At 70.1% G+C, this 18,668-nt stretch carries 16 protein-coding genes; 11 read left to right on the plus strand and 5 right to left on the minus strand.

What is annotated here, in order from left to right; genetic code table 11:
* Nucleotides 1-160: 160 nt before the first annotated feature.
* The 3 genes from ABT137_RS02885 to ABT137_RS02895 form a co-directional block, all read right to left on the minus strand.
* Nucleotides 161-1,618 (minus strand): MFS transporter, encoded by a 1,458-nt coding sequence (locus ABT137_RS02885; protein ID WP_351701400.1) that lies wholly within the window; start codon nucleotides 1,616-1,618, stop codon nucleotides 161-163.
* A gap of 334 nt (nucleotides 1,619-1,952) precedes the next feature.
* A complete protein-coding gene (locus ABT137_RS02890) occupies nucleotides 1,953-2,726 on the minus strand; it encodes an SDR family NAD(P)-dependent oxidoreductase (RefSeq protein WP_351701403.1) in 774 nt (257 codons plus the stop codon).
* Complete coding sequence (locus tag ABT137_RS02895) at nucleotides 2,723-4,264, minus strand: acyl-CoA synthetase (protein ID WP_351701406.1); 1,542 nt, start codon at nucleotides 4,262-4,264, stop codon at nucleotides 2,723-2,725. Before ABT137_RS02895 ends, ABT137_RS02890 begins: the two co-directional genes overlap by 4 nt.
* 166 nt (nucleotides 4,265-4,430) lie before the next feature.
* Between ABT137_RS02895 and ABT137_RS02900 the strand changes: the two genes are divergently transcribed.
* The 6 genes from ABT137_RS02900 to ABT137_RS02925 all read left to right on the plus strand — a co-directional run bounded on the left by ABT137_RS02900 (nucleotide 4,431) and on the right by ABT137_RS02925 (nucleotide 11,506).
* A complete protein-coding gene (locus ABT137_RS02900; protein WP_351701409.1) occupies nucleotides 4,431-5,258 on the plus strand; it encodes an enoyl-CoA hydratase/isomerase family protein in 828 nt (275 codons plus the stop codon).
* The gene (locus ABT137_RS02905) at nucleotides 5,255-6,313 is read left to right on the plus strand and encodes an alcohol dehydrogenase catalytic domain-containing protein (protein WP_351701412.1); all 1,059 of its coding nucleotides are present in this window, start codon (nucleotides 5,255-5,257) and stop codon (nucleotides 6,311-6,313) included. Before ABT137_RS02900 ends, ABT137_RS02905 begins: the two co-directional genes overlap by 4 nt.
* A 1-nt stretch (nucleotide 6,314) precedes the next feature.
* Nucleotides 6,315-7,469 (plus strand): acyl-CoA dehydrogenase family protein, encoded by a 1,155-nt coding sequence (locus ABT137_RS02910; protein ID WP_351701415.1) that lies wholly within the window; start codon nucleotides 6,315-6,317, stop codon nucleotides 7,467-7,469.
* A gap of 79 nt (nucleotides 7,470-7,548) precedes the next feature.
* Complete coding sequence (locus ABT137_RS02915; protein WP_351701418.1) at nucleotides 7,549-9,546, plus strand: alpha-ketoacid dehydrogenase subunit alpha/beta; 1,998 nt, start codon at nucleotides 7,549-7,551, stop codon at nucleotides 9,544-9,546.
* A gap of 85 nt (nucleotides 9,547-9,631) precedes the next feature.
* Nucleotides 9,632-10,330, plus strand: coding sequence for a TetR/AcrR family transcriptional regulator (locus ABT137_RS02920; protein WP_351701421.1), 699 nt, complete (start codon nucleotides 9,632-9,634; stop codon nucleotides 10,328-10,330).
* 147 nt (nucleotides 10,331-10,477) lie between these two features.
* Entirely contained in the window at nucleotides 10,478-11,506 is a 1,029-nt protein-coding gene (locus ABT137_RS02925) for an NAD(P)/FAD-dependent oxidoreductase (protein ID WP_351701424.1), read from the plus strand.
* Between the two features lie 162 nt (nucleotides 11,507-11,668).
* On the opposite strand, the gene ABT137_RS02930 is transcribed toward ABT137_RS02925, so the two are convergent.
* Complete coding sequence (locus ABT137_RS02930; protein WP_351701427.1) at nucleotides 11,669-13,330, minus strand: flavin-containing monooxygenase; 1,662 nt, start codon at nucleotides 13,328-13,330, stop codon at nucleotides 11,669-11,671.
* Between the two features lie 289 nt (nucleotides 13,331-13,619).
* Here ABT137_RS02930 and ABT137_RS02935 point away from each other — a divergent pair, with 289 nt between their 5' ends.
* From ABT137_RS02935 to ABT137_RS02955, 5 genes are all read left to right on the plus strand, one after another.
* Complete coding sequence (locus ABT137_RS02935) at nucleotides 13,620-14,012, plus strand: carboxymuconolactone decarboxylase family protein (protein ID WP_351701429.1); 393 nt, start codon at nucleotides 13,620-13,622, stop codon at nucleotides 14,010-14,012.
* Between the two features lie 115 nt (nucleotides 14,013-14,127).
* Nucleotides 14,128-14,868 carry an SDR family NAD(P)-dependent oxidoreductase gene (locus ABT137_RS02940; RefSeq protein WP_351701432.1) on the plus strand — a complete coding sequence of 247 codons (741 nt, stop codon included), beginning with the start codon at nucleotides 14,128-14,130 and terminating at the stop codon, nucleotides 14,866-14,868.
* 117 nt (nucleotides 14,869-14,985) lie between these two features.
* On the plus strand, nucleotides 14,986-16,173 hold the full coding sequence (locus ABT137_RS02945) for an NAD(P)/FAD-dependent oxidoreductase (protein ID WP_351701435.1): 1,188 nt from the start codon (nucleotides 14,986-14,988) through the stop codon (nucleotides 16,171-16,173).
* Nucleotides 16,174-16,192: 19 nt separating this feature from the next.
* Nucleotides 16,193-16,387 (plus strand): ferredoxin, encoded by a 195-nt coding sequence (locus ABT137_RS02950; RefSeq protein ID WP_089103724.1) that lies wholly within the window; start codon nucleotides 16,193-16,195, stop codon nucleotides 16,385-16,387.
* Between the two features lie 97 nt (nucleotides 16,388-16,484).
* On the plus strand, nucleotides 16,485-17,426 hold the full coding sequence (locus ABT137_RS02955) for an SDR family NAD(P)-dependent oxidoreductase (RefSeq protein ID WP_351701438.1): 942 nt from the start codon (nucleotides 16,485-16,487) through the stop codon (nucleotides 17,424-17,426).
* 43 nt (nucleotides 17,427-17,469) lie between these two features.
* Here ABT137_RS02955 and ABT137_RS02960 read toward each other — a convergent pair whose 3' ends face one another.
* Nucleotides 17,470-18,639: an acyl-CoA dehydrogenase family protein gene (locus ABT137_RS02960; RefSeq protein ID WP_502984470.1), complete on the minus strand. Its 1,170-nt coding sequence runs from the start codon at nucleotides 18,637-18,639 to the stop codon at nucleotides 17,470-17,472.
* Nucleotides 18,640-18,668: the final 29 nt, after the last annotated feature.

The following is an 18,668-nucleotide window of genomic DNA, read 5'->3' on the forward strand; positions in this document are numbered from 1 at the left end:
GCTCCGTCAAGACGTACCTGCGCCACATGGGTTCGGGCCGCCGCACCGCGGGTAGCAGTGCGGCGGCCCTGTTCAGGTCACGGTACGGTCGAGGTCCTCCGCTCGTGCCGACCTCATGGTCCTGGGACGAACACCCCGGTGATCACACCGGGGGACGGGATCAGGCGGCCTGGCCGACCTCCGCGTCCTGGAGACGCTCGGCCTTCGGCACCAGGGCGACGCACAGTCCACCGAGGGCACAGCAGCCGACGACCAGCCACATCCCGTTGGTGAACCCCTTGTCGAGGTAGAACTGAGTACCCTTCAGGACCATTCCGTGCTGTGCCATCACCACGTAGGCCACCTGGGAGACGATGATCTGCGCCACTCCCTGAGCGAGGTTCTGCGCGCCGTTGGCCAGAGCCTGCTCCTCCGGGCTGACCACTTCGATGATCATGATGGGGACGACGGCGACGACGATGCCGGTGCCGAGTCCCGCGACCACGCCCCAGGAGATGATCTGGGCGGCGGTGTGGTGGTACTGCGTGCCGATGCCGTAGCCGAGGACGGCCAGCGCGGCCCCGACGGCCAGCAGGAGCCGGCTGTCCCGGCGACGGGCGACCATGCCCGTCCCCACGGCACCCACGATGATCATGACGCTGATCGGGCTGGTGACGATGGCGTTGTGCGTTCCGGACCAGCCCAGGCCGTCGGAGACGTGCGGGATCTTCGGCATCAGCACCAGCAGCTGGATCACCACACCGACGGCACTGAGCGAACCGGCCGCCACGGAGGTGGCGAGCAGCGCCGTCCACACGGTGCGGCGCCGCGTCATGGCCAGCGGGAACAGCGGCTCGGCGACCCGGCGTTCGACGAGCAGGAAGGCGATCAGCGCGACCACCGCACCCACGACGAATCCGATGAACTTGCCGCTGCCCCAGCCCCAGTCCGCCCCCTCGCCGACGGCGTAGACGAGGAGGGTGACGCCGCCGCCGAGGAGGATTCCGCCGGCCCAGTCCATCCGGCCGCCGCGCTCGCGGACGGGGCTCTCCGGGACGAGGAACGTCACCAGCAGCAGGCTCACGGCCGTGCTGATCGCCATGAACCACAGAACGCCGCGGAAACCGTGGTGGTCGAGCAGCCAGCCGGACAGGAAGGGGCCGCCGAAGGCGACGAGACCCACACCGCCGGCCATGATCCCGTTGGCCAGCCCGACCCAGCGGCGGGGGAAGATGTCACGGGTGATGGCATAGCAGATCGGAGTGGCCGCCACGTAGATGCCCGCGATGCCGCGCCCGATCAGCAGCGTGCGGTAGTCGGTGGCGACGGCCGCGACGAGGTCTCCGACGAGGCCCAGCGCGGTGGCGACGATCAGGGCACGCTTCTTGCCGAACAGGGCCGCTCCCTTGACCACGAAGGGCAGGAAGAAGGTCCCGCTCAGCAGGGTCAGCAGGGTGAACCAGGCGATCTGGGTGGTCTGGAAGTGGATCGCGACCGCGGCCTGGGTGACGCCCGACAGCGCGGCGACGAGGGACACCAGCTGCACGGCCCACATCAGGGCGACGACGATGACCACGTTGCGCGGGGTCGAGCGGGATCTCTCCGGCGTCTCGGGTGGTGTGATCTGTGTCTGGGACATGGAAGGGCCTTCCGTGGGTGAGCGGAGGTCCAGGGAGCGGCTTTGTTCCGGGCGGCGTGGGGGGCGCCGGGAGCGGGATCGGTCCCTGTGGACGGTGTCGTTCCGAGTGGCCGCGGCCCGGAGGCGGGGAGCGGCTCGGCTCTCGTCGCCGCCCTGACCGACCGTGTCGGTCGATGCGGTGGGCCCGGAAGGGCGGCGGCGCAGGGTGGTGGTGCGGGATCTGCGGCGCGGGGTGCCGAGCCGTGCCCGTAAAATAGACCCAACGGTCGGTACAATCAATGGTTCGGTCAGGAAAAGCAGTCGGTCAGCCGTGCGCGGCGCTGTGCCGCGCCCGCTACCAGGCCGTCCAGCCGCCGTCGACCGTGACCGTGGTGCCGGTCATGAAGCGGGACGCGTCCGAGGCGAGGAAGACCGCGGCGCCGCCCAGCTCGTCGGCTTCGCCGACCCGGCCCAGGGGAGTACCGCGGACGATCCGTTCGCCCCAGCGGCTGTCGAGCAGGCCGGAGCTGAGATCGGTGCGGAAGTAGCCGGGCGCGAGGGTGTTGACACGCACCCCGTGTTCGGCCCATTCGACGGCGAGCGCCTTGGTGAGCGCCTCGACGCCGCCCTTGCTCGCGGCGTACGCGGCGATCCGCTCGAAACCGGTGCCGGCGTGCACCGACGAGACGTTGACGATCGACCCGGAGCCCTGCTCCAGCATCACCTTCCCGGCTTCGCGGCAGCAGTAGAAGGTGCCCGCCAGGTTCACGTCGAGGACCTGCTGCCAGTCCTCGTCGGTGACGTACTCGCTGCGGGTGAAGTGCGGACTGATACCTGCGCAGTTGACCACGACGTCGAGGCGGCCCGCCCACTCGGTGACGCGGCCGACGGCCGTCCGTACGGCGGTCGAGTCGGCGACGGAGGCGGGCACGGCCAGTACCTTGCCGCCGTGGGCCGACAGTTCGCCGGAGAGCCGCTCCAGATCGGATGCGGTGCGTGCCGTCACGGCCAGGGTGGCCCCCGCCTGGTGGAGAGCCACCGCCATGGCACGGCCGAGGCCCTTTCCGGCACCGGTGACCCAAACCGTCTTGCCGTCCAGGCGCAGTCGGGTGTTCACGTCGTCGGTCATGCCTGCTCCTCCGTGGGGATGTCGCGCAGGGTCCGCTTGAGGACTTTGCCGGAGGGGGTACGGGGGAGCGCGTCGACGACGTCGAAGCGGGCGGGCACCTTGAACTTGGCCAGGCGTGCCCGGCAGAACTCGCTCAGCTCCTCCGACCTGGCCGTGCTGCCCGGCCGGAAGACGACGAAGGCGCGCGGGACTTCACCCCAGCGGGGGTGCGTCAGGCCGACCACGGCGGCTTCCAGGACGGCGGGGTGCTCGTACAGGACCCGCTCGACCTCGGGCGTGGCGATGTTCTCCCCGCCGGAGACGATCATGTCCTTCTTCCGGTCGTCTATATAGAGGAAGCCGTCCTCGTCGACGTGCCCGATGTCACCGGTGTGGAACCAGCCGTCCCTCAGCGCGGCGGCGGTGGCCCGCTCGTCGCGCCAGTAGCCGGCGAAGACCTTGGGGCCCCGCAGGGTGATCTCGCCGAGCTCGCCCGTGGGAGCTTCCTCGCCGGAGTCGCCGACGATGCGGATCCGGGTGTGGGGCACGGGGCGGCCGACGGATCCGAGCTTCGTCAGGGAGTGCTCACGGTCGAGGAAGGTGTCACCGGAGACGGTCTCGGTCAGGCCGTAGGCGTCGGCGAACCAGGCGTGGGGGAAGGCGGTCATGATCCGGCGCAGCACCGGCTCGGGGGTCTTCTCGCCGCCGCCCAGGACGAAACGCACGGACGCGGTGTCGTACGCCTCGCGGTCCGGGACCTCCAGGACGGCGTTGACCATGGCCGGCGCCAGCCACACGTTGGTGACCTTGTGATCCTGGATCGCGCGCAGCACGCCCTCCGGGTCGAACTTGCGTTGCAGGACGACCGAGCCGCCCGCGTACAGCACTCCGAGGGCGGGCATGTCCAGCCCACCGACGTGGTACAGCGGGCCGCAGACCAGCGTGGTGTCCGCCGCGGTCAGCCCGAAGTGCACGATGTGGGCGAGGTTCTTGGCCTGCACGTTCCCGTAGGTGATGCACACGCCTTTGGGCCGTGAGGTGGTGCCGGAGGTGTACATCAGACGCTGCAGGTCGCCCGGGACCACGTCCACCGGCTCCACCCGGGCGCCCTTGTGGCGGGCCAGCAGCTCCTCGTAACCCGTCCAAGGCGGCTGGGTGTCGGGATCGGCGTCGAGCTGGATCCGGTGCTCCAGGTGGCTCAGTCCGGCGTCGATCCGAGCCACGGCGGGGACGAACTCCGGCTCGGTCACGATCACCTTGGCACGGGCGTGGTCGAGGATGTACTGCCATTCGTCTTCGGACAGCCGGTAGTTCAGCGGCAGGAAAACCGCCCCGATCCGGTTGACGGCATAGACCAGCTCCAGGAACTCCGGCCGGTTGTAGAGCAGCAGCCCCACGATGTCGCCCCGGCCCACGCCGAGTTCGGACAGGCCGGCGGCCAGCTGATTGACCCGTTCATGCAGCTCGCGCACGGTCAGGTGCCGTTCGTCCTGGACGACGGTCACGGCGTCCGGCCGTTGGATCACGTGGTAGTCGAGGATGCTCGCGAAATTGTGCACGGCGACTCTCTCGTTCGGCGACCGGCATTGTCCCGACCGGTCGGTTGCCCACTACAAAGTTTTCGTGTACTCATTGGTCTATAAAACCGTAGCCGCACTTTACGGCGCTCCGCAGCCACCGACAACCGCCGTGCGGAGCGATTTCCCGCCGAGGAGGAGGGTCTCTGTGCCACGTATTCGATGGGAGGCCGACGGGCCGGTCGTGGTCCTCCGGCTGACAAACCCACCGATGAACGCCTTCGACTCCGAGCAGCGGCGCGAGCTGGCCGCCGCGGCGCGCGAGCTGGCCGACTCCCGCGACGTGCGGGCCGTGGTGCTCTACGGCGGTGAGCGGCTGTTCGCGGCCGGTGCCGACATCCAGGCGCTGGCGGCGATGGGGCCCGAGGAGATCCGGAGCTGGAACCGGGCCCTGCAACGGACCTTCGACGAGGTCGCCCGGCTGCCGATGCCGGTCGTCGCGGGGATCACCGGCTACGCGCTCGGCGGCGGCCTCGAACTGGCGCTGTGCGCCGACTACCGGGTGGCGGCCCGGGACGCCCTGCTCGGTCAGCCCGAGGTGCAGCTGGGCATCATGCCGGGCTCCGGCGGCACCCAGCGACTGGCGCGCCTGCTCGGCCCGGCACGGGCGAAGAACCTGCTGATGACCGGCCGCCGGGTGGGCGCCGAGGAGGCGCTGCGGATCGGCCTGGTGGACGAGGTGGTCCCGGCCGACGAGGTGCTCGCCGCCGCCCTCGACTACGCCAAGAGGCTCGCCGAGGGGCCCGCCGCGGCGCTGGAGGCGATCAAGGAGGCGGTGGACCACGGCGCCGACGCCGGCGTGTCCACCGGACTCGCCCTGGAACGGTCCCTGTTCACGGGGGTCTTCGGCACCGCCGACGCGGCCACCGGACTGCGCTCCTTCCTCGAACACGGCCCGGGAAAGGCGACGTTCGGAGGTCCCGGGCCGGACCGCGGCGAGACGGACCACGACGACACGGAGGGACGTAGGGCGTGAAGGCACTGCGCTGGCACGGTGCACGGGACCTGCGGCTGGACGAGGTACCCGACCCACCGCAACCGAGACCGCACGAGGCGGTCGTGGAGGTCTCCTGGTGCGGTGTGTGCGGCACCGATCTGCATGAGTTCCTCGAAGGCCCGCACATGATCCGCACGGGCCCGCACCCCCTCACCGGAGCGGAGCCGCCCCTGGCGCTGGGGCACGAGTTCAGCGGAACCGTCCTCGCGCTGGGCTCCGAGGTGCCCGGCATCGAGGTCGGTGACCGGGTGACCGCCGATCCCGTCTGGCGATGCGGCGTGTGCTACTGGTGCCTGCGCGGCGAGTACCACATCTGTCCCAGGAGCGGCTCCGTCGGACTCGCCTCCGCCGGCGCGTTCGCCGAGCGCGTCACCGTGCCCCTGGCCGGGCTGGTCCGGCTGCCCGACAACGTCACCGACGAGATGGCCGCGCTCGCCGAACCACTGGCGGTCGGACTGCACGCGGTGACCCGGGCCGGAGTGCGACCGGGCGACAACGTGCTGGTGGTCGGCGGCGGGCCGATCGGCTTCGCGGTCGTGCTCGCCGCCCGTCTCGCGGGAGCGGCCGGGCTGTATGTGAGCGAGCCGCTCAAGGAGCGCAGGGAAAGGCTCCTGGAGATCGGTGTCACCGAGGCGTTCGACCCGGGCGAGACGGACGTACGCCGCGAGGTGTTCCTGCGCACCGGCCGTATCGGCCCGGACGTGGTGATCGACGCCACGGGTGTGGCGGCGCTCGCGGGACAGGCGGTCGCCACCGTCCGGCGCGGCGGCCGGGTCGTCCTCGCGGGGGTGGGCCACGGCAACATCGAGGTGGACATGGGCCAGTTGGTCTTCTACGAGCGGGCCGTGCTGGGAACCCTCGGCTACACCTTCGACATCCCCCGCGTCATCGACCTGATGAGCACCGGGCGCCTGGACGCCTCACCCCTGCTCACCGGTCGGTTCTCGCTGGCCCAGGGCATCGGGGTCTTCGGTGACCTGACCGCGGACCGGGCCCGGCATCTCAAGGTTCTGCTGACTCCCAAGGGGCTGTGACATGGATTTCGACCTGCCGGAAGAGACGCGCGCGCTGCAGGAGATGGTCCGCGAGTTCGCGGCCCGCGAGATCACGCCGCACGCCGCCCAGTGGTCCGAGAACGAGGAGTTCCCGACCCACATCTTCACCAAACTGGGCGAACTCGGCCTGATGGGCATGCTGGTGCCCGAGGAGTACGACGGCGCCGGATCGGACCTGGTGTCCTACGTGGCGGTGATGGAGGAACTGGGCGCAGCCGACCAGTCCGTCGCCTCCTCCTGGAACGCGCACTCAACGATCGCCACCCTGCCGCTGCTCGCCTACGGCACTCAGGAGCAGAAGCACCGCTGGCTGGCTCCGCTGGCCCGCGGCGAGGCCATCGGGGCGTTCGGCCTGACCGAGCCCGGGGCAGGCTCCGACGCGGCCGGCATCGCCACCACCGCCCGGCGCGCGGACGGGGGCTGGGTGATCAACGGCACCAAGATGTTCATCACCAACGCCGGCACCGACATCAGCCAGGGCGTGACCCTGCTCGCGGTGACCGGACGCGACGACGGGGGGCGCAAGCGGTTCGCGACGTTCTACGTGCCGACGGACACGCCCGGTTACACCGTCGGCCGCAAGCTGAAGAAGCTCGGCTGGCACGCCATGGACACCCGGGAACTCGTCTTCACCGACTGCTTCATCCCCGAGGACCATCTCATCGGCGAGGAAGGCGGGGGACTGCGCCAGTTCCTGTCCGTCCTGGACAAGGGCCGCATCAGCGTGGCGGCACTGGGCATGTCGCTGGCGAAGGCGGCGCTCGCCCTCGCGGTCCAGCACGCCAGGGAGCGCGAGCAGTTCGGCCGTCCGCTGGCCGCCTTCCAGGCGGTGGCCCACAAGATCGCGGATCTGGGCACGGAGTTCGAGGCCGCCCGCTGCATGGTCTACCGCGCCGCGTGGCTCGCCGATCAGGGGCGTCCGCACGCCACGGAGGCGGCGATGGCGAAGCTGTACGCCTCCGAGGTCGCCAACCGCGCTGCCTCCCAGGCGGTACAGATCCACGGCGGCTACGGATACATGCGGGAGTCGGAGATCTCCCGCTTCTACGCGGACGCCAAGATCCTCGAGATCGGCGAGGGCACCAACGAGATCCAGCGCAACGTCATCGCCAGGGCACTGGTCGAGCGGGCGTGAGATCCGGGTGGCTCCGGCCCCGTGGCGCGGGGCCGGACACCAGCTCCACAAGGGGACGCAGGAGTAGTGAGGACGCACCATGACCCTGGCACCGCAGATGACCGGAGTGAGATCCACCCACGCGGAACAACTCCTTGAGATGTACCGGCGGATGAGCCGCATCCGCCGGTTCGAGCAGCGGGCGTCGGACCTGTACAAGGCCACCGAGATCCCGGGCTTCCTGCATCTGTCGATCGGACAGGAAGCCAGCGCGGTCGGTGCCTGCTGGCCCCTTCGCGACACCGACGGCATCACCTCCACCCACCGGGGCCACGGACACGTGCTGGCCAAGGGGCTGGACACGGCGTCGATGATGGCCGAACTGATGGGCAAGGAGGCGGGCACCTGCCACGGCCGCGGCGGCTCCATGCACATCGCCGACCCGGGCCTCGGCATCTACGGCGCCAACGGCATCGTCGGCGCCGGCCTGCCCATCGCCACCGGAGTGGCCACCGCCGCCAAGCTGCGCGACGCGGGGGACGTGGTGGTGGCGTTCTTCGGGGACGGCGCGGTCGCGCAGGGCATGTTCCACGAGGCGGTCAACCTCGCCGCCGTCTGGGACCTGCCGGTCGTCTTCCTGTGCGAGAACAACCACTACTCGGAGTTCTCGCCCGCCGCCGAGCAGCACCGGGCGCCACTCTCGGCCCGCGCCGCCGGATACGGGATCGGCTACGCCCACGTCGACGGCAACGACGTCCTGGCGGTGGCCGGGATCATGACCGACGTGGTGGAGCGGATCAGGCACGGCGGCGGCCCGGTCCTGGTGGAGGCGGAGACCTACCGCTGGCACGGCCACTACGAGGGCGACCCGCAGCGCTACCGCAGCCCGGAGGAGGTCGCCGAGGCCAGGGAGCGCGACCCCCTGCTCGTGGCCCGCCGGCATCTGGCGGCAGCCGGGGTGGACGCGTCCCAGGCCGACGCGGTGGACGAGGAGATCGACAAGGAGATCGACGCGGCGGTGGAATGGGCGAGGAGCCTGCCCGAGCCCGCCCCGGAGACCCTCCACGACTTCGTCTCCGCCCCGCGTACCGCCGTACCCGAGCCGGCCCCGCTCCTGACCGAGGCCGAGATCTTCCGTTCGATGGACGCCGTACGGCTCGCCCTGGAGCACGAACTCGCCGCGGATCCCGCGGTGTTCGTGGCCGGGATCGACGTCGGCGCCGGCGGCAACGTCTTCGGGCTCACCCGGGGTCTGGCGCAGGCGTTCCCCGGCAGGGTGCGCGACACCCCGATCAGCGAGAGCGCGATCCTCGGTACGGCGGTGGGTGCGGCCATGGCCGGGATGAAGCCGGTCGTGGAGATCATGTACATGGACTTCATCGGCGTCTGCCTCGACATGCTGCTCAACCAGGCGGCGAAGCTGCGCTTCATGACCGGCGGCCGTGCTTCCATGCCGCTCGTCGTCCGCACCCAGTTCGGCGCCGGCCGCTCCTCGGGCAGCCAGCACTCGCAGAGCCTGGAGGCGCTGCTCGCGCACATCCCCGGACTGACCGTGGTGATGCCTTCCAACCCCGCCGACACCTACGGGATGTTGAGGGCCGCGATCCAGGACCCCAACCCGGTCGTCTTCGTCGAGAACCGGCTCCAGTACGGCCTCAAGGGACCACGGCCTCCGGCCGATCACCTGATCCCGCTGGGCCGGGCAAAGGTGGTACGCGAGGGCACCGACATCACGCTCGTCTCCTGGTCCCGGATGGTTCAGGACTGTCTCGCCGCCGCCGAGGTGCTCAGCGGCGAGGGCGTCAGCGTCGAGGTCGTCGACCTGCGCACGGTGGCCCCGCTCGACCGTCAGACCGTTCTCACCTCCCTCGCCAAGACGAACCGTCTGGTGATCGCCCACGAGGCGGTGCGGGACTTCGGGGTCGGCGCCGAACTGGCCGCGCTCGCCGTCGACGAGGGCTTCTGGCATCTGGACGCACCGGTCACACGCGTGGCGCCGCCCCCGGTGCCCGCGCCGTACGCGCCCTCCCTGGAGCGTGCGTGGCTGCCCTCACCGGACACGATCGCCGAGACCCTGCGCCGGATCGCCGCGGTCTGAACCGCAATGGACCGAGTGATCCAAAGCCCTTTCTCACCTGACCCGTCCCTCGGTTTTCTGTTCGCGGTCCCTAGAATGCTGAATCATGGCAAGACCACCAGGGCACGGAGCAGGCTACGAGACCAAGCGTCAGGAGATCATCGACAAGGCGGCCGCGCTGTTCGCCGAGAAGGGGTACGCCGCCACCGGTATCGCAGAGGTGGGCGACGTCGCGGGGCTGGCCAGGGGTGCGCTCTACTACTACATCGGCTCGAAGGAGCATCTGCTCGTCGAGATCCAGGACCGGGTGATGCGTCCCATGCTCGCCGGCGTGCACCGGATCGCCGCCCTGGACGAGGATCCGGTGCTACGGCTCCGGCTGCTGTCCCAGACGCTGCTGGAGAACATCCTGGCCCGGCTGGACCATGTCAGGGTCTACGAACACGACTACCGGAACCTGCGCGGGGACAACCGCACCCGCCTGCTGAGCCAGCGCCGCGAATTCGAGAGTGTCGTCGAGCGGTTGCTCGTCGCCGCGATGGACGACGGATCGTTCCGCAAGGTCGATTCCAGGCTGGCCACCCTGCAGTTCCTGAACATGCACAACCACACCTACCAGTGGATCAAGCCGGGTCGTGAGTGGGACGCCCGGCGCTTGTCCCGGGAGTACTGCGCGACGCTCTTTGCCGGATTCGCCGGTCCAGGGCGCCGGTTCGACGACATCGAGGACCAGGTGAGCGACTTCCTCGCCAAGCGGGAGACCGCCGCCCCCGTCCCGATTCCGCGTTCCCCCGGCAAGGCGTGACACGGGGCCCGTCACCCGTGTTCCGGGCGTTGCCTACCTCTGTCCGCGCCGATAGTGTGACAAGGATTTAATTCACCGACCGATCGGTCTAACCTCTTGTGTCCTGCTTGGCGGTGGGCGACCGCTCAGCACGAGGAGGGATGTTGAGTGGACTGGCGAACCGAGGCCGACGTGTTGATCGTGGGTGCCGGTACTACAGGCCTTTACCAGCTCTACCGTGCCAGAGCCGAGGGCTTTTCCGCGGTACTGCTCGAAGCGGGCCTCGGCGTCGGCGGGATCTGGTATTGGAACAACTCCTTCGAGGCGCGCTTCGAGGCGGAGAGCAGTGTCCGCGGACACCTCTTCTCGGCAGAGCTGGGAGCCGCGTGGCAGCGGCCCGAGGAAGGCGCCGGCCAGCCGGTCATCGAGGGCTACCTCAACCATCTGGTCGACCGTCAGGACCTGCGCCCGCACATCCGGTTGGGCGCCACGGTGGGTTCGGCCGTCTACGACGATCCGACGGGGACCTGGTCGGTGCTGACCGGTGACGCCGTCGAGTACCGGGCACGCTTCCTGGTCGCCGCCACCGGAGCCCTCCCGGCACCCGGCCGTCCCTGTACGGGCGGCCGTCAGCAGGCCGGGGCCGGACACCGCAACGGCCGGGACGCCGGGCGCGGGCACCGGGGCGCGCGTCAGGAGCTGTCCGCCTCGCACGTCCCGGAGAGCCGCTCGTCCGCGTTCAGCGACAGCGGTGTGTGCGCGGGGGGCCTCATCGTGGCCGGGGACGACGCGTTCAGCGGCGGCACGCTGAAGCGGCTCGGGGTGCGCGGCCGGGACGGCCTCAGGCTGGCCGGCTACTGGGCGGACGGCCCGCGGAGCTATCTCGGTGTCATGACCGCGGGTTTCCCGAACTTCTTCTTCCCCGGCGGCCCGCACTGCGTCCCCGACAACCCTCGTCACCCCGGCGATCAGGTGGACTTCATCACCGGTGCCCTCGTGCGGGCCCGCGATCACGGGCGGGATGTCGTCGAGGTGGGGCTCGCGGCCGAGGAGGAGTGGACGGACCTGATGGCCGGGGCGCCGTTCTCGTGGCGGCCGCACCCGTTGCCGGGATCGCCGCTGGGAGGGCCGGCCGGCGAGACCATGGGCGACGCGTACGGGGCGTTCATCTTCTCCGAAGCCGGGCGGGCCGCCTGATGCGGGACCTTCGCGTTGCCGCGCGCACGGTGGCGTGAGCGGCGGGATCCGGCCGACGGACCCGCACGCTCATACGCACGCGCACGGTCGCACGCACGCGCACGCCGGTGCCCCGGGAACCGTTTCCCGGGGCACCGGCGTGATCGTGGTGGAGAGCAGGTGTCACGCGTCTGCCGCGAGGCCCGCCTTCGACAGGTCGAAGGTGTTGAAGTCGTTCTCCCGGACCTCCTGGATCAGCTCCTGGAGCTTCCACCGCCCGGTGGGGTTCAGCAGCTGGCTGACCGCCTTGCCGGGGATGTTGGCGCCGTAGAAGTAGCTGGCCTTCTGGAAGATCGACATGTTGTCGCTGTTGTTCATGAGGTCGGTCCACTCCTGCTCCGCGGCGGCCTTGACCTCGATCACGTCGTAGCCCTGCTTGTACGCGTGCAGCAGGGCCTCGTGCGCGAACTCCACCTGGTCGCCGGCGTAGCGCGGGTTGTTGCCGAGGGCGCCGTGCGGGCCGCCGGGGAAGAAGAAGTTGGGGAACCCGGCCGCGGCGATCCCCAGGTAGGTGCGCGGGCCGTTCGCCCAGTGCTCCTCCAGTGCCAGACCCTGCCTGCCGCGCACCCCCAGGCGGTTGAGCGCGCCGGTACCGAAGTCGTAGCCCGTGCCCCAGATGACGATGTCGACCTCACGCAGGCCCGTCGAGGTCTCGATGCCCGTCTCGGTGAACCGGACGATGGGCTCCTCGGGAAGGGAGACGAGCGAGACGGTCGGCTTGTTGTACGCCTCGAAGTAGCCGGTGCCGAACGGAGGGCGCCGGGCGCCGTAGCCGCCGTCGGTCGGGATCAGCTTCTCCGCTGTCGCGGGGTCCTTCACGATGCCGCGGATCTTGCCGGCCATGAAGTCGCACCACTCGGCGTTCACGGTGGGATTGAACGTCATGTCGCGGTAGTGCTCGGTCAGCTTCGTGAAGCCGGGGCTGTTCCAGACCTTCTCGTAGAACTCCTGGCGCTCCTCGGGGCTGACGTCCGCGCCCATGACCGGGTTCATGGCGTGCAGGAACCCGCTGGGGGAGGTGTTGAGGGTGTCCCGGATCCGCTCGTAGTCCGCCTTGAGCCCGGCCTGCTCCTCGGCCGTGATCGGCCTGTTGTTGAGCGGTGTGACCCAGTCCGCCTTCATCTGGAAGATGGTCAGGGAGGCCACCTCGTCGGCGATGGCCGGCACGATCTGGACGCCGCTGGAGCCGGTCCCGATGAGCGCCACCCGCTTGCCGGTGAAGTCGATCGGCTTCTTGGGCCAGCGGCTGGTGTGGTGCTGTTCGCCCTTGAAGTCCTCCCGGCCCGCGATGCCGGGGATGAAGGGGACCGAGAGGTTCCCGGTGGCCGCGACGAGGAACCGCGTCCGGACCGTCGTGCCGTTCTCCGCCGTCACCGTCCAGGTGCCGGACGGCTCGTCGAAGACGGCCGAGGTCACCTTGGTGTTGACGGCGATGTCGCGCCGCAGGTCGAACCGGTCGACCACGTGGTTGAAGTACCGCTCGATCTCCGGCTGTCCGGCGTACTGCTCCGACCACTCCCACTCCTCCCACAACTCCTTGGAGAAGAGGTAGCCGTAGGTGTAGCTCTCGGAGTCGAACCGTGCCTCGGGATAGCGATTCCAGTACCACACACCGCCGACGCCGCTGCCGGCCTCCAGCAGCTTCGCCGAGAGGCCCGCCTCGCGAGCCCGGTACAGCTGGTAGATGCCGGTGACACCCGCGCCGATGACCACGACGTCCAGCAGGTCGGCCGGATCGGCCTGACCTCCGGGTGCCGCGGCCGTCGTCTTCGTCGTCTTGCTCATCTGCCCTCCACAGTGCACAGGGGGCTGCTCCGCCCGCGTGAGCCCGAGTTTGTTATATCGACCGATCGATCGAAGATTGAGGTGAGAGTAGAGCAGGGCCCTGGCTCGATCAATGGCCATGCCGTGGGGAGATGCCTGCGGGGCGGTGGTCGACCCTCTGAATGTCCGCCGCGAACACCTTCGCGGCCTGGCGACAGGTGATTCCTGTCCTGGTCGTTGATTATACCGACCGATTGGACTAACTTTCAGGACGCGGGGAGGACACAATGTCGTGCCAACAGGAGTGCCCATGACGGCCGAGAATGTCGAAGAGCCGACCGACCTGCGCGGTGCCGGGCTCAAGGCCATGCGAGACGCGCTGCCCGGGGTGTTCCCCGACGGGGACATCGACCTGCGGGACGGGCGCCTCGGCGAGGAACTGGTCGAGATCGGCCTGACCAGCGTGTGGGGATCCCTGTGGGCCCGTGAGGGGCTCAGTCCGCGTGACCGCAGCCTGGTCACCCTGGGAATCCTCATCGCGCTCGGCGCGGAGACCGAACTGCGGACCCACTTCCGGATCGGTGTCACCAACGGTCTGACCCGGGACGAGATCGCCGAAGTCATCTACCACGCCAGTGGTTACGCGGGTTTCCCGGCCGCGACGGCGGCCCGGAGCGCCGCGCGGGAGGTACTCCCCGACTGACAGGGGGGCGGTGCTCCATGGGGCGCCGGACGCATGCACGGAGTGCACAGCCGGCCGGGCGGCGGGGTCTGTCGGAGGCCCGTCGCGCGGTGTCACACGAGCGAGGAGCAGGGGTATGTCATTGCAGGGAAAGGTCGCCGTCGTCACCGGCGGCGCCCGGGGTATCGGCCGGGCGGTCGCGACGGTGCTGGCGGCGCAGGGTGCGAAGGTCGCGGTGTGGGATCTGGATCTCGGCGGGGCCGAGAAAACCGTCACCGCGATCCAGGAGGCGGGCGGAACCGCGATAGCCGTAGGAGGTGATGCGGCCGAGGTCGCCGCCGTGGCCGCGGCGGCCGGCCGGACCCGGACGGAGCTGGGGCCCGTCACGATCCTCGTCAACAACGCGGGGATCACGGCCTACCAGCCGTTCGTCAACATCACTGAGGACGCCTGGGACCGCATGATCGGCATCAATCTCAAGGGGCCGTTCCTGGTCACCAAGGAGCTGGTGCCCGACATGCTGGAAGCGGGATGGGGGCGCGTCATCAACATCTCGTCCTCGTCCGCGCAGACCGGTGCCCCGGCCATGGCGCACTACGCGGCGTCCAAGGGCGGGGTCATCGGCCTCACCCGGGCGCTGGCCATCGAGTACGCGGACAAGGGCATCACCGTCAACCACGTGCCCCCGGGCTTCATCGACACCCCCCTGGTGCGCCAGGGGCCGATCGACGTGGACGCGGTCGCGCAGACGATGCCGATGAAGCGGGCCGGTCGGCCCGAGGACGTCGCCTACGCGGTTGCCTATCTGGCCTCCGAGGAAGCGGGCTACGTCACGGGACAGACCCTCAGCACCAACGGCGGACGCTATCTCGCGTGACATCCCCCTCCCGCTTTCTTATGTAGACCGCTTGGTCTATTTTTAGAGAACGTATGAAGCAACATCGGAGTCAGCTATGAGGTTCGAGCACGGTGTCCAGGCTGCCGGGGTGAGTACATGACCCCGCCCGGACGGATCCTGGTGGTGGGCGCGTCGGCGTCCGGGCTCACCACGGTGGAGTCGCTGCGACGCAAGGGATACACCGGCGAGATCGCCGTGATCGGCGACGAGCCGCACGCGCCGTACGACCGGCCGCCCCTGTCCAAGCAGGTCCTCTCCGGCGCGTGGGAACCGCAGCGGGCGACGCTGCGCACGGAGGAGATCCTTTCCGGCCTCGCCGCCGACTTCGTCCTCGGCGACGAGGCGGTCGCGCTGGACCCGGCGGCCCGGACCGTGCGCACCGCGTCCGGACGGGAGCTGGCCGCGGACGCGGTCGTCCTCGCCACCGGCGTCCGGCCTCGAACGCTGCCCGGTCAGGACGGCCTGGCGGGTGTTTACGTGCTGCGCGGGCTCGACGACGCACTCGCCCTGAAGGCGGAGCTGCGCCCCGGCGCGCGGCTGGTCGTGGTCGGCGAGGGCGTGCTCGGATCGGAGATCGCGGCCACCGCGCGCACGCTGGGGCTGGAGGTCACCCTCACCGGTCCGCTGTCCGCGCCGATGGCCCTGCAAGTGGGCCCGATGGTGGCCGGTCTGCTGGCGGAACTCCATCAGGAGCACGGCGTACGACTGCGGTTGGGGGCCGGGGTCGCGGGGCTGAGCGGCCGGGACGGGCGGGTCACCGGGGTGGAACTGAGCACCGGGGAGACCCTTGCGGCGGACGTGGTCGTCGTCGCCATCGGGGCGTCGCCGGCGACCGACTGGCTGGCCGACAGCGGTCTGACCCTGGACAACGGCGTCGTGTGCGACTCCCGCTGCCGTGCGGCGGACGGGATCTACGCGGTCGGTGACGTGGCCCGGTTCCACCATGAGGGTTATGGCCGCCTGATGCGCCTGGAGAACCGTACGAACGCCACGGAGCAGGCCGCGGCCGTCGCCGGCGTCGTTCTGGGCGAGGACCGGCCGTATGCGCCCGTGCCCTACTTCTGGACCGACCAGTTCGAGGCGAAGCTCCAGGTCCACGGGCTGCTGCCCGCGGACGCCGACGTGGAGGTCGTCGAAGGCGATGTGGCGGCCCGCCGGTTCGTACTCCGGTACTCCGGCGAGGGCGCGGTGACCGGGGTGCTGGGCTGGAACATGCCCAAGCAGACGCGCCTGCACCGCCAGGAGGTCGTCGACGCCCTGCACACCCCTGTCTCCACCCCCTGACACGAATGGGAGAGGTTTCATGAAGGTCCTCATCGACGAGGAGAAGTGCGTCGCCGCCGGACAGTGCGTGAACGCTTCTCCGGACGTCTTCGACCAGCGTGAAGAGGACGGCATCGTCGTCCTGCTGAACGAGAACCCGTCGGCGGAGCTGGCGGACGACGTCCGTAACGCGGCCGCGGTGTGCCCCGCACTCGCCATCCGCATAGCGGAGTAGCCGGCCGTGGCGGCCCGGGAGACCCGGGAGACCCGGAAGATCCGGGAGACCCGGACGACAGGCACGGTGGGACAGCGCAGTACGACAGGAGTCACCCATGAGTGAGTTCAGCTTCGAAGAAAGAGTGGCCGTCGTCACCGGCGCGGGGCGGGGTATCGGGCGTGCCCATGCCCGTCTGCTGGCCGAACGCGGAGCGAAGGTCGTCGTCAACGACCTCGGTGGATCGATGGCGGGCGAGGGGGCCGACGCCGGTCCGGCGCAGCAGGTGGCCGACGCGATCGTCGCGGCGGGCGGCCAGGCCGTCGCGGACACCAACGACGTCTCCACCGAGGCGGGCGGCAAGGCGATCATCGACTCCGCGCTGGACGCCTTCGGCCGTATCGACATCGTCATCAACAACGCCGGCATCATCAGGTGGGCCGGTCTGCCCGAGGTCGACCTCGACAACCTCGAACGCCATCTCGCCGTTCACCTGCTCGGCTCGTTCAACACCATGAAGGCCGCCTGGCCGCACTTCGTCGAGCAGGGGTACGGCCGCGTCGTGCTGACGACGTCGGCCGGTCTGTTCGGCCTCGACAACAACCTGTCGTACGCGGCGGCCAAGGGCGGCGTGGTCGGTCTGGCCCGCAGCGCACGGCTGGCCGGCGAACCGCACGGCATCAAGGTGAACGTGGTCGCCCCGGCCGCCCTGACCCGTATGGGCGGCATCGAGGACGAGGCCGCGGCCGAGGCCGCCGCCCAGCAGGCGGGCATGCCCTCGGAGGCGGTGTCGCCGATCGTCGCCTATCTCGCCCACGAGGCCTGCCCGGTCAACGGCGAGATCTACGCGGCGGGGGCCAGCCGCTTCGCGCGCTTCTTCATCGGGTCCACGCCCGGCTACGTGCACGAGGACGGTCCGGCCACGATCGAGGACGTCGTGAAGAACTGGGACGTGATCAACGACGAGAAGGACTACTACGTGCCCGGGGACCTGATGGCGTGGACCGGCGCCTTCCTCGGGCACCAGTTCAGCGAGAAGCCGGGCGGCGCGTCCTCGTAGGCGCCCGCCCGACCGGCGGCGGACGCGGGCCGCGGCATCCGGCTCAGGCGTCCCCGCCGGGCTTCGGTCCGGCCAGGTCACGGCCGATGATCTCCTTCATGATCTCGGTCGTGCCGCCGACGAGTGTCTGCACCCGTGCGTCGGCGTACGCCCGTGAGATCCGGTACTCGTCCATGTAGCCGTAACCGCCGTGCAGTTGGAGGCAGGCGGCGACCACCCGGTTCTGGAGTTCCGTGGCCCACCACTTGGCCTTGGCCCCGGTCACGGCGTCGGGTGTCCCCTCGTTGAGGTCGAGGATGCGGCGCTCCAGATAGCCGCGGGTCACCTCGACCTCGGTGGTCAGCTCGGCCAGCCGGAACCGGGTGTTCTGGAAGTCGACGAGCCGCCGCCCGAACACCTGGCGCTCCCGCGTGTACGCCACCGTCCAGCGCACGGCCGCCTCCGCCGCCACCATCGCCCGCCAGGCGATCGAGAGCCGCTCCAGAGGGAGTTGGGCGGTGAGCCGGCCGAAGCCCGCTCCCTCCTCGCCCAGCAGGGCCTCCGGGGGCAGCCGCAGGTCGTCGAAGTACAGCTCGGCGGTGTCCTGGGCGTGCAGGCCCAACTTCTTCAGCTTGCGCCCCCGTTGGAATCCCTGCGCCGCGGACGGTACGAGGAACAGGGAGAGCCGGGAGCGGCCGGCCGCCTCCCCGGTGCGGGCGGCCACGATCACCAGGTCGGAGCTGGAACCGCTGGTGATGAACGTCTTGGCACCGTTGAGGATCCAGTCCGTCCCCTCGCGTCGCGCGGTGCTGCGTATCCCGCGCAGATCGCTGCCGCCGCCCGGCTCGGTCATGGCGATGGAGGCGACCGCCTCGCCCGCCGCCATGCCGGGCAGCCACCTCTCCCGCTGCTCGTCGGTCCCGAACCTGACCAGGTACGAGGCGACGATGTCCTCGTTGATCGAGAAGCCGGACGCCAGGGCGGCCGCCCCGACCTCGGCCAGCTCCTCCTGGATCACGCAGCGGAAACGGTAGTCGTCGGCACCCGCACCGCCGAACCGCTCGGGTATGCGCAGTCCCAGCACACCCGCGGCGGCCGCCGCCTTCCAGACGGAGCGGTCGATGAGGCGCGCCTCCTCCCACTCCTCCAGATGCGGCGTCACCGAGCGCTCGACCAGGCTGCGTACGGTCCGGCGGAACGCGGTGTGGTCGTCCTCGTAGAAGCTGTACGGCATCGTCCGCTCCCAGGTCATTATCTAAAATC

The sequence above is a fragment of the Streptomyces sp. NPDC001980 genome (assembly GCF_040296885.1).
Lineage (GTDB): Bacteria > Actinomycetota > Actinomycetes > Streptomycetales > Streptomycetaceae > Streptomyces.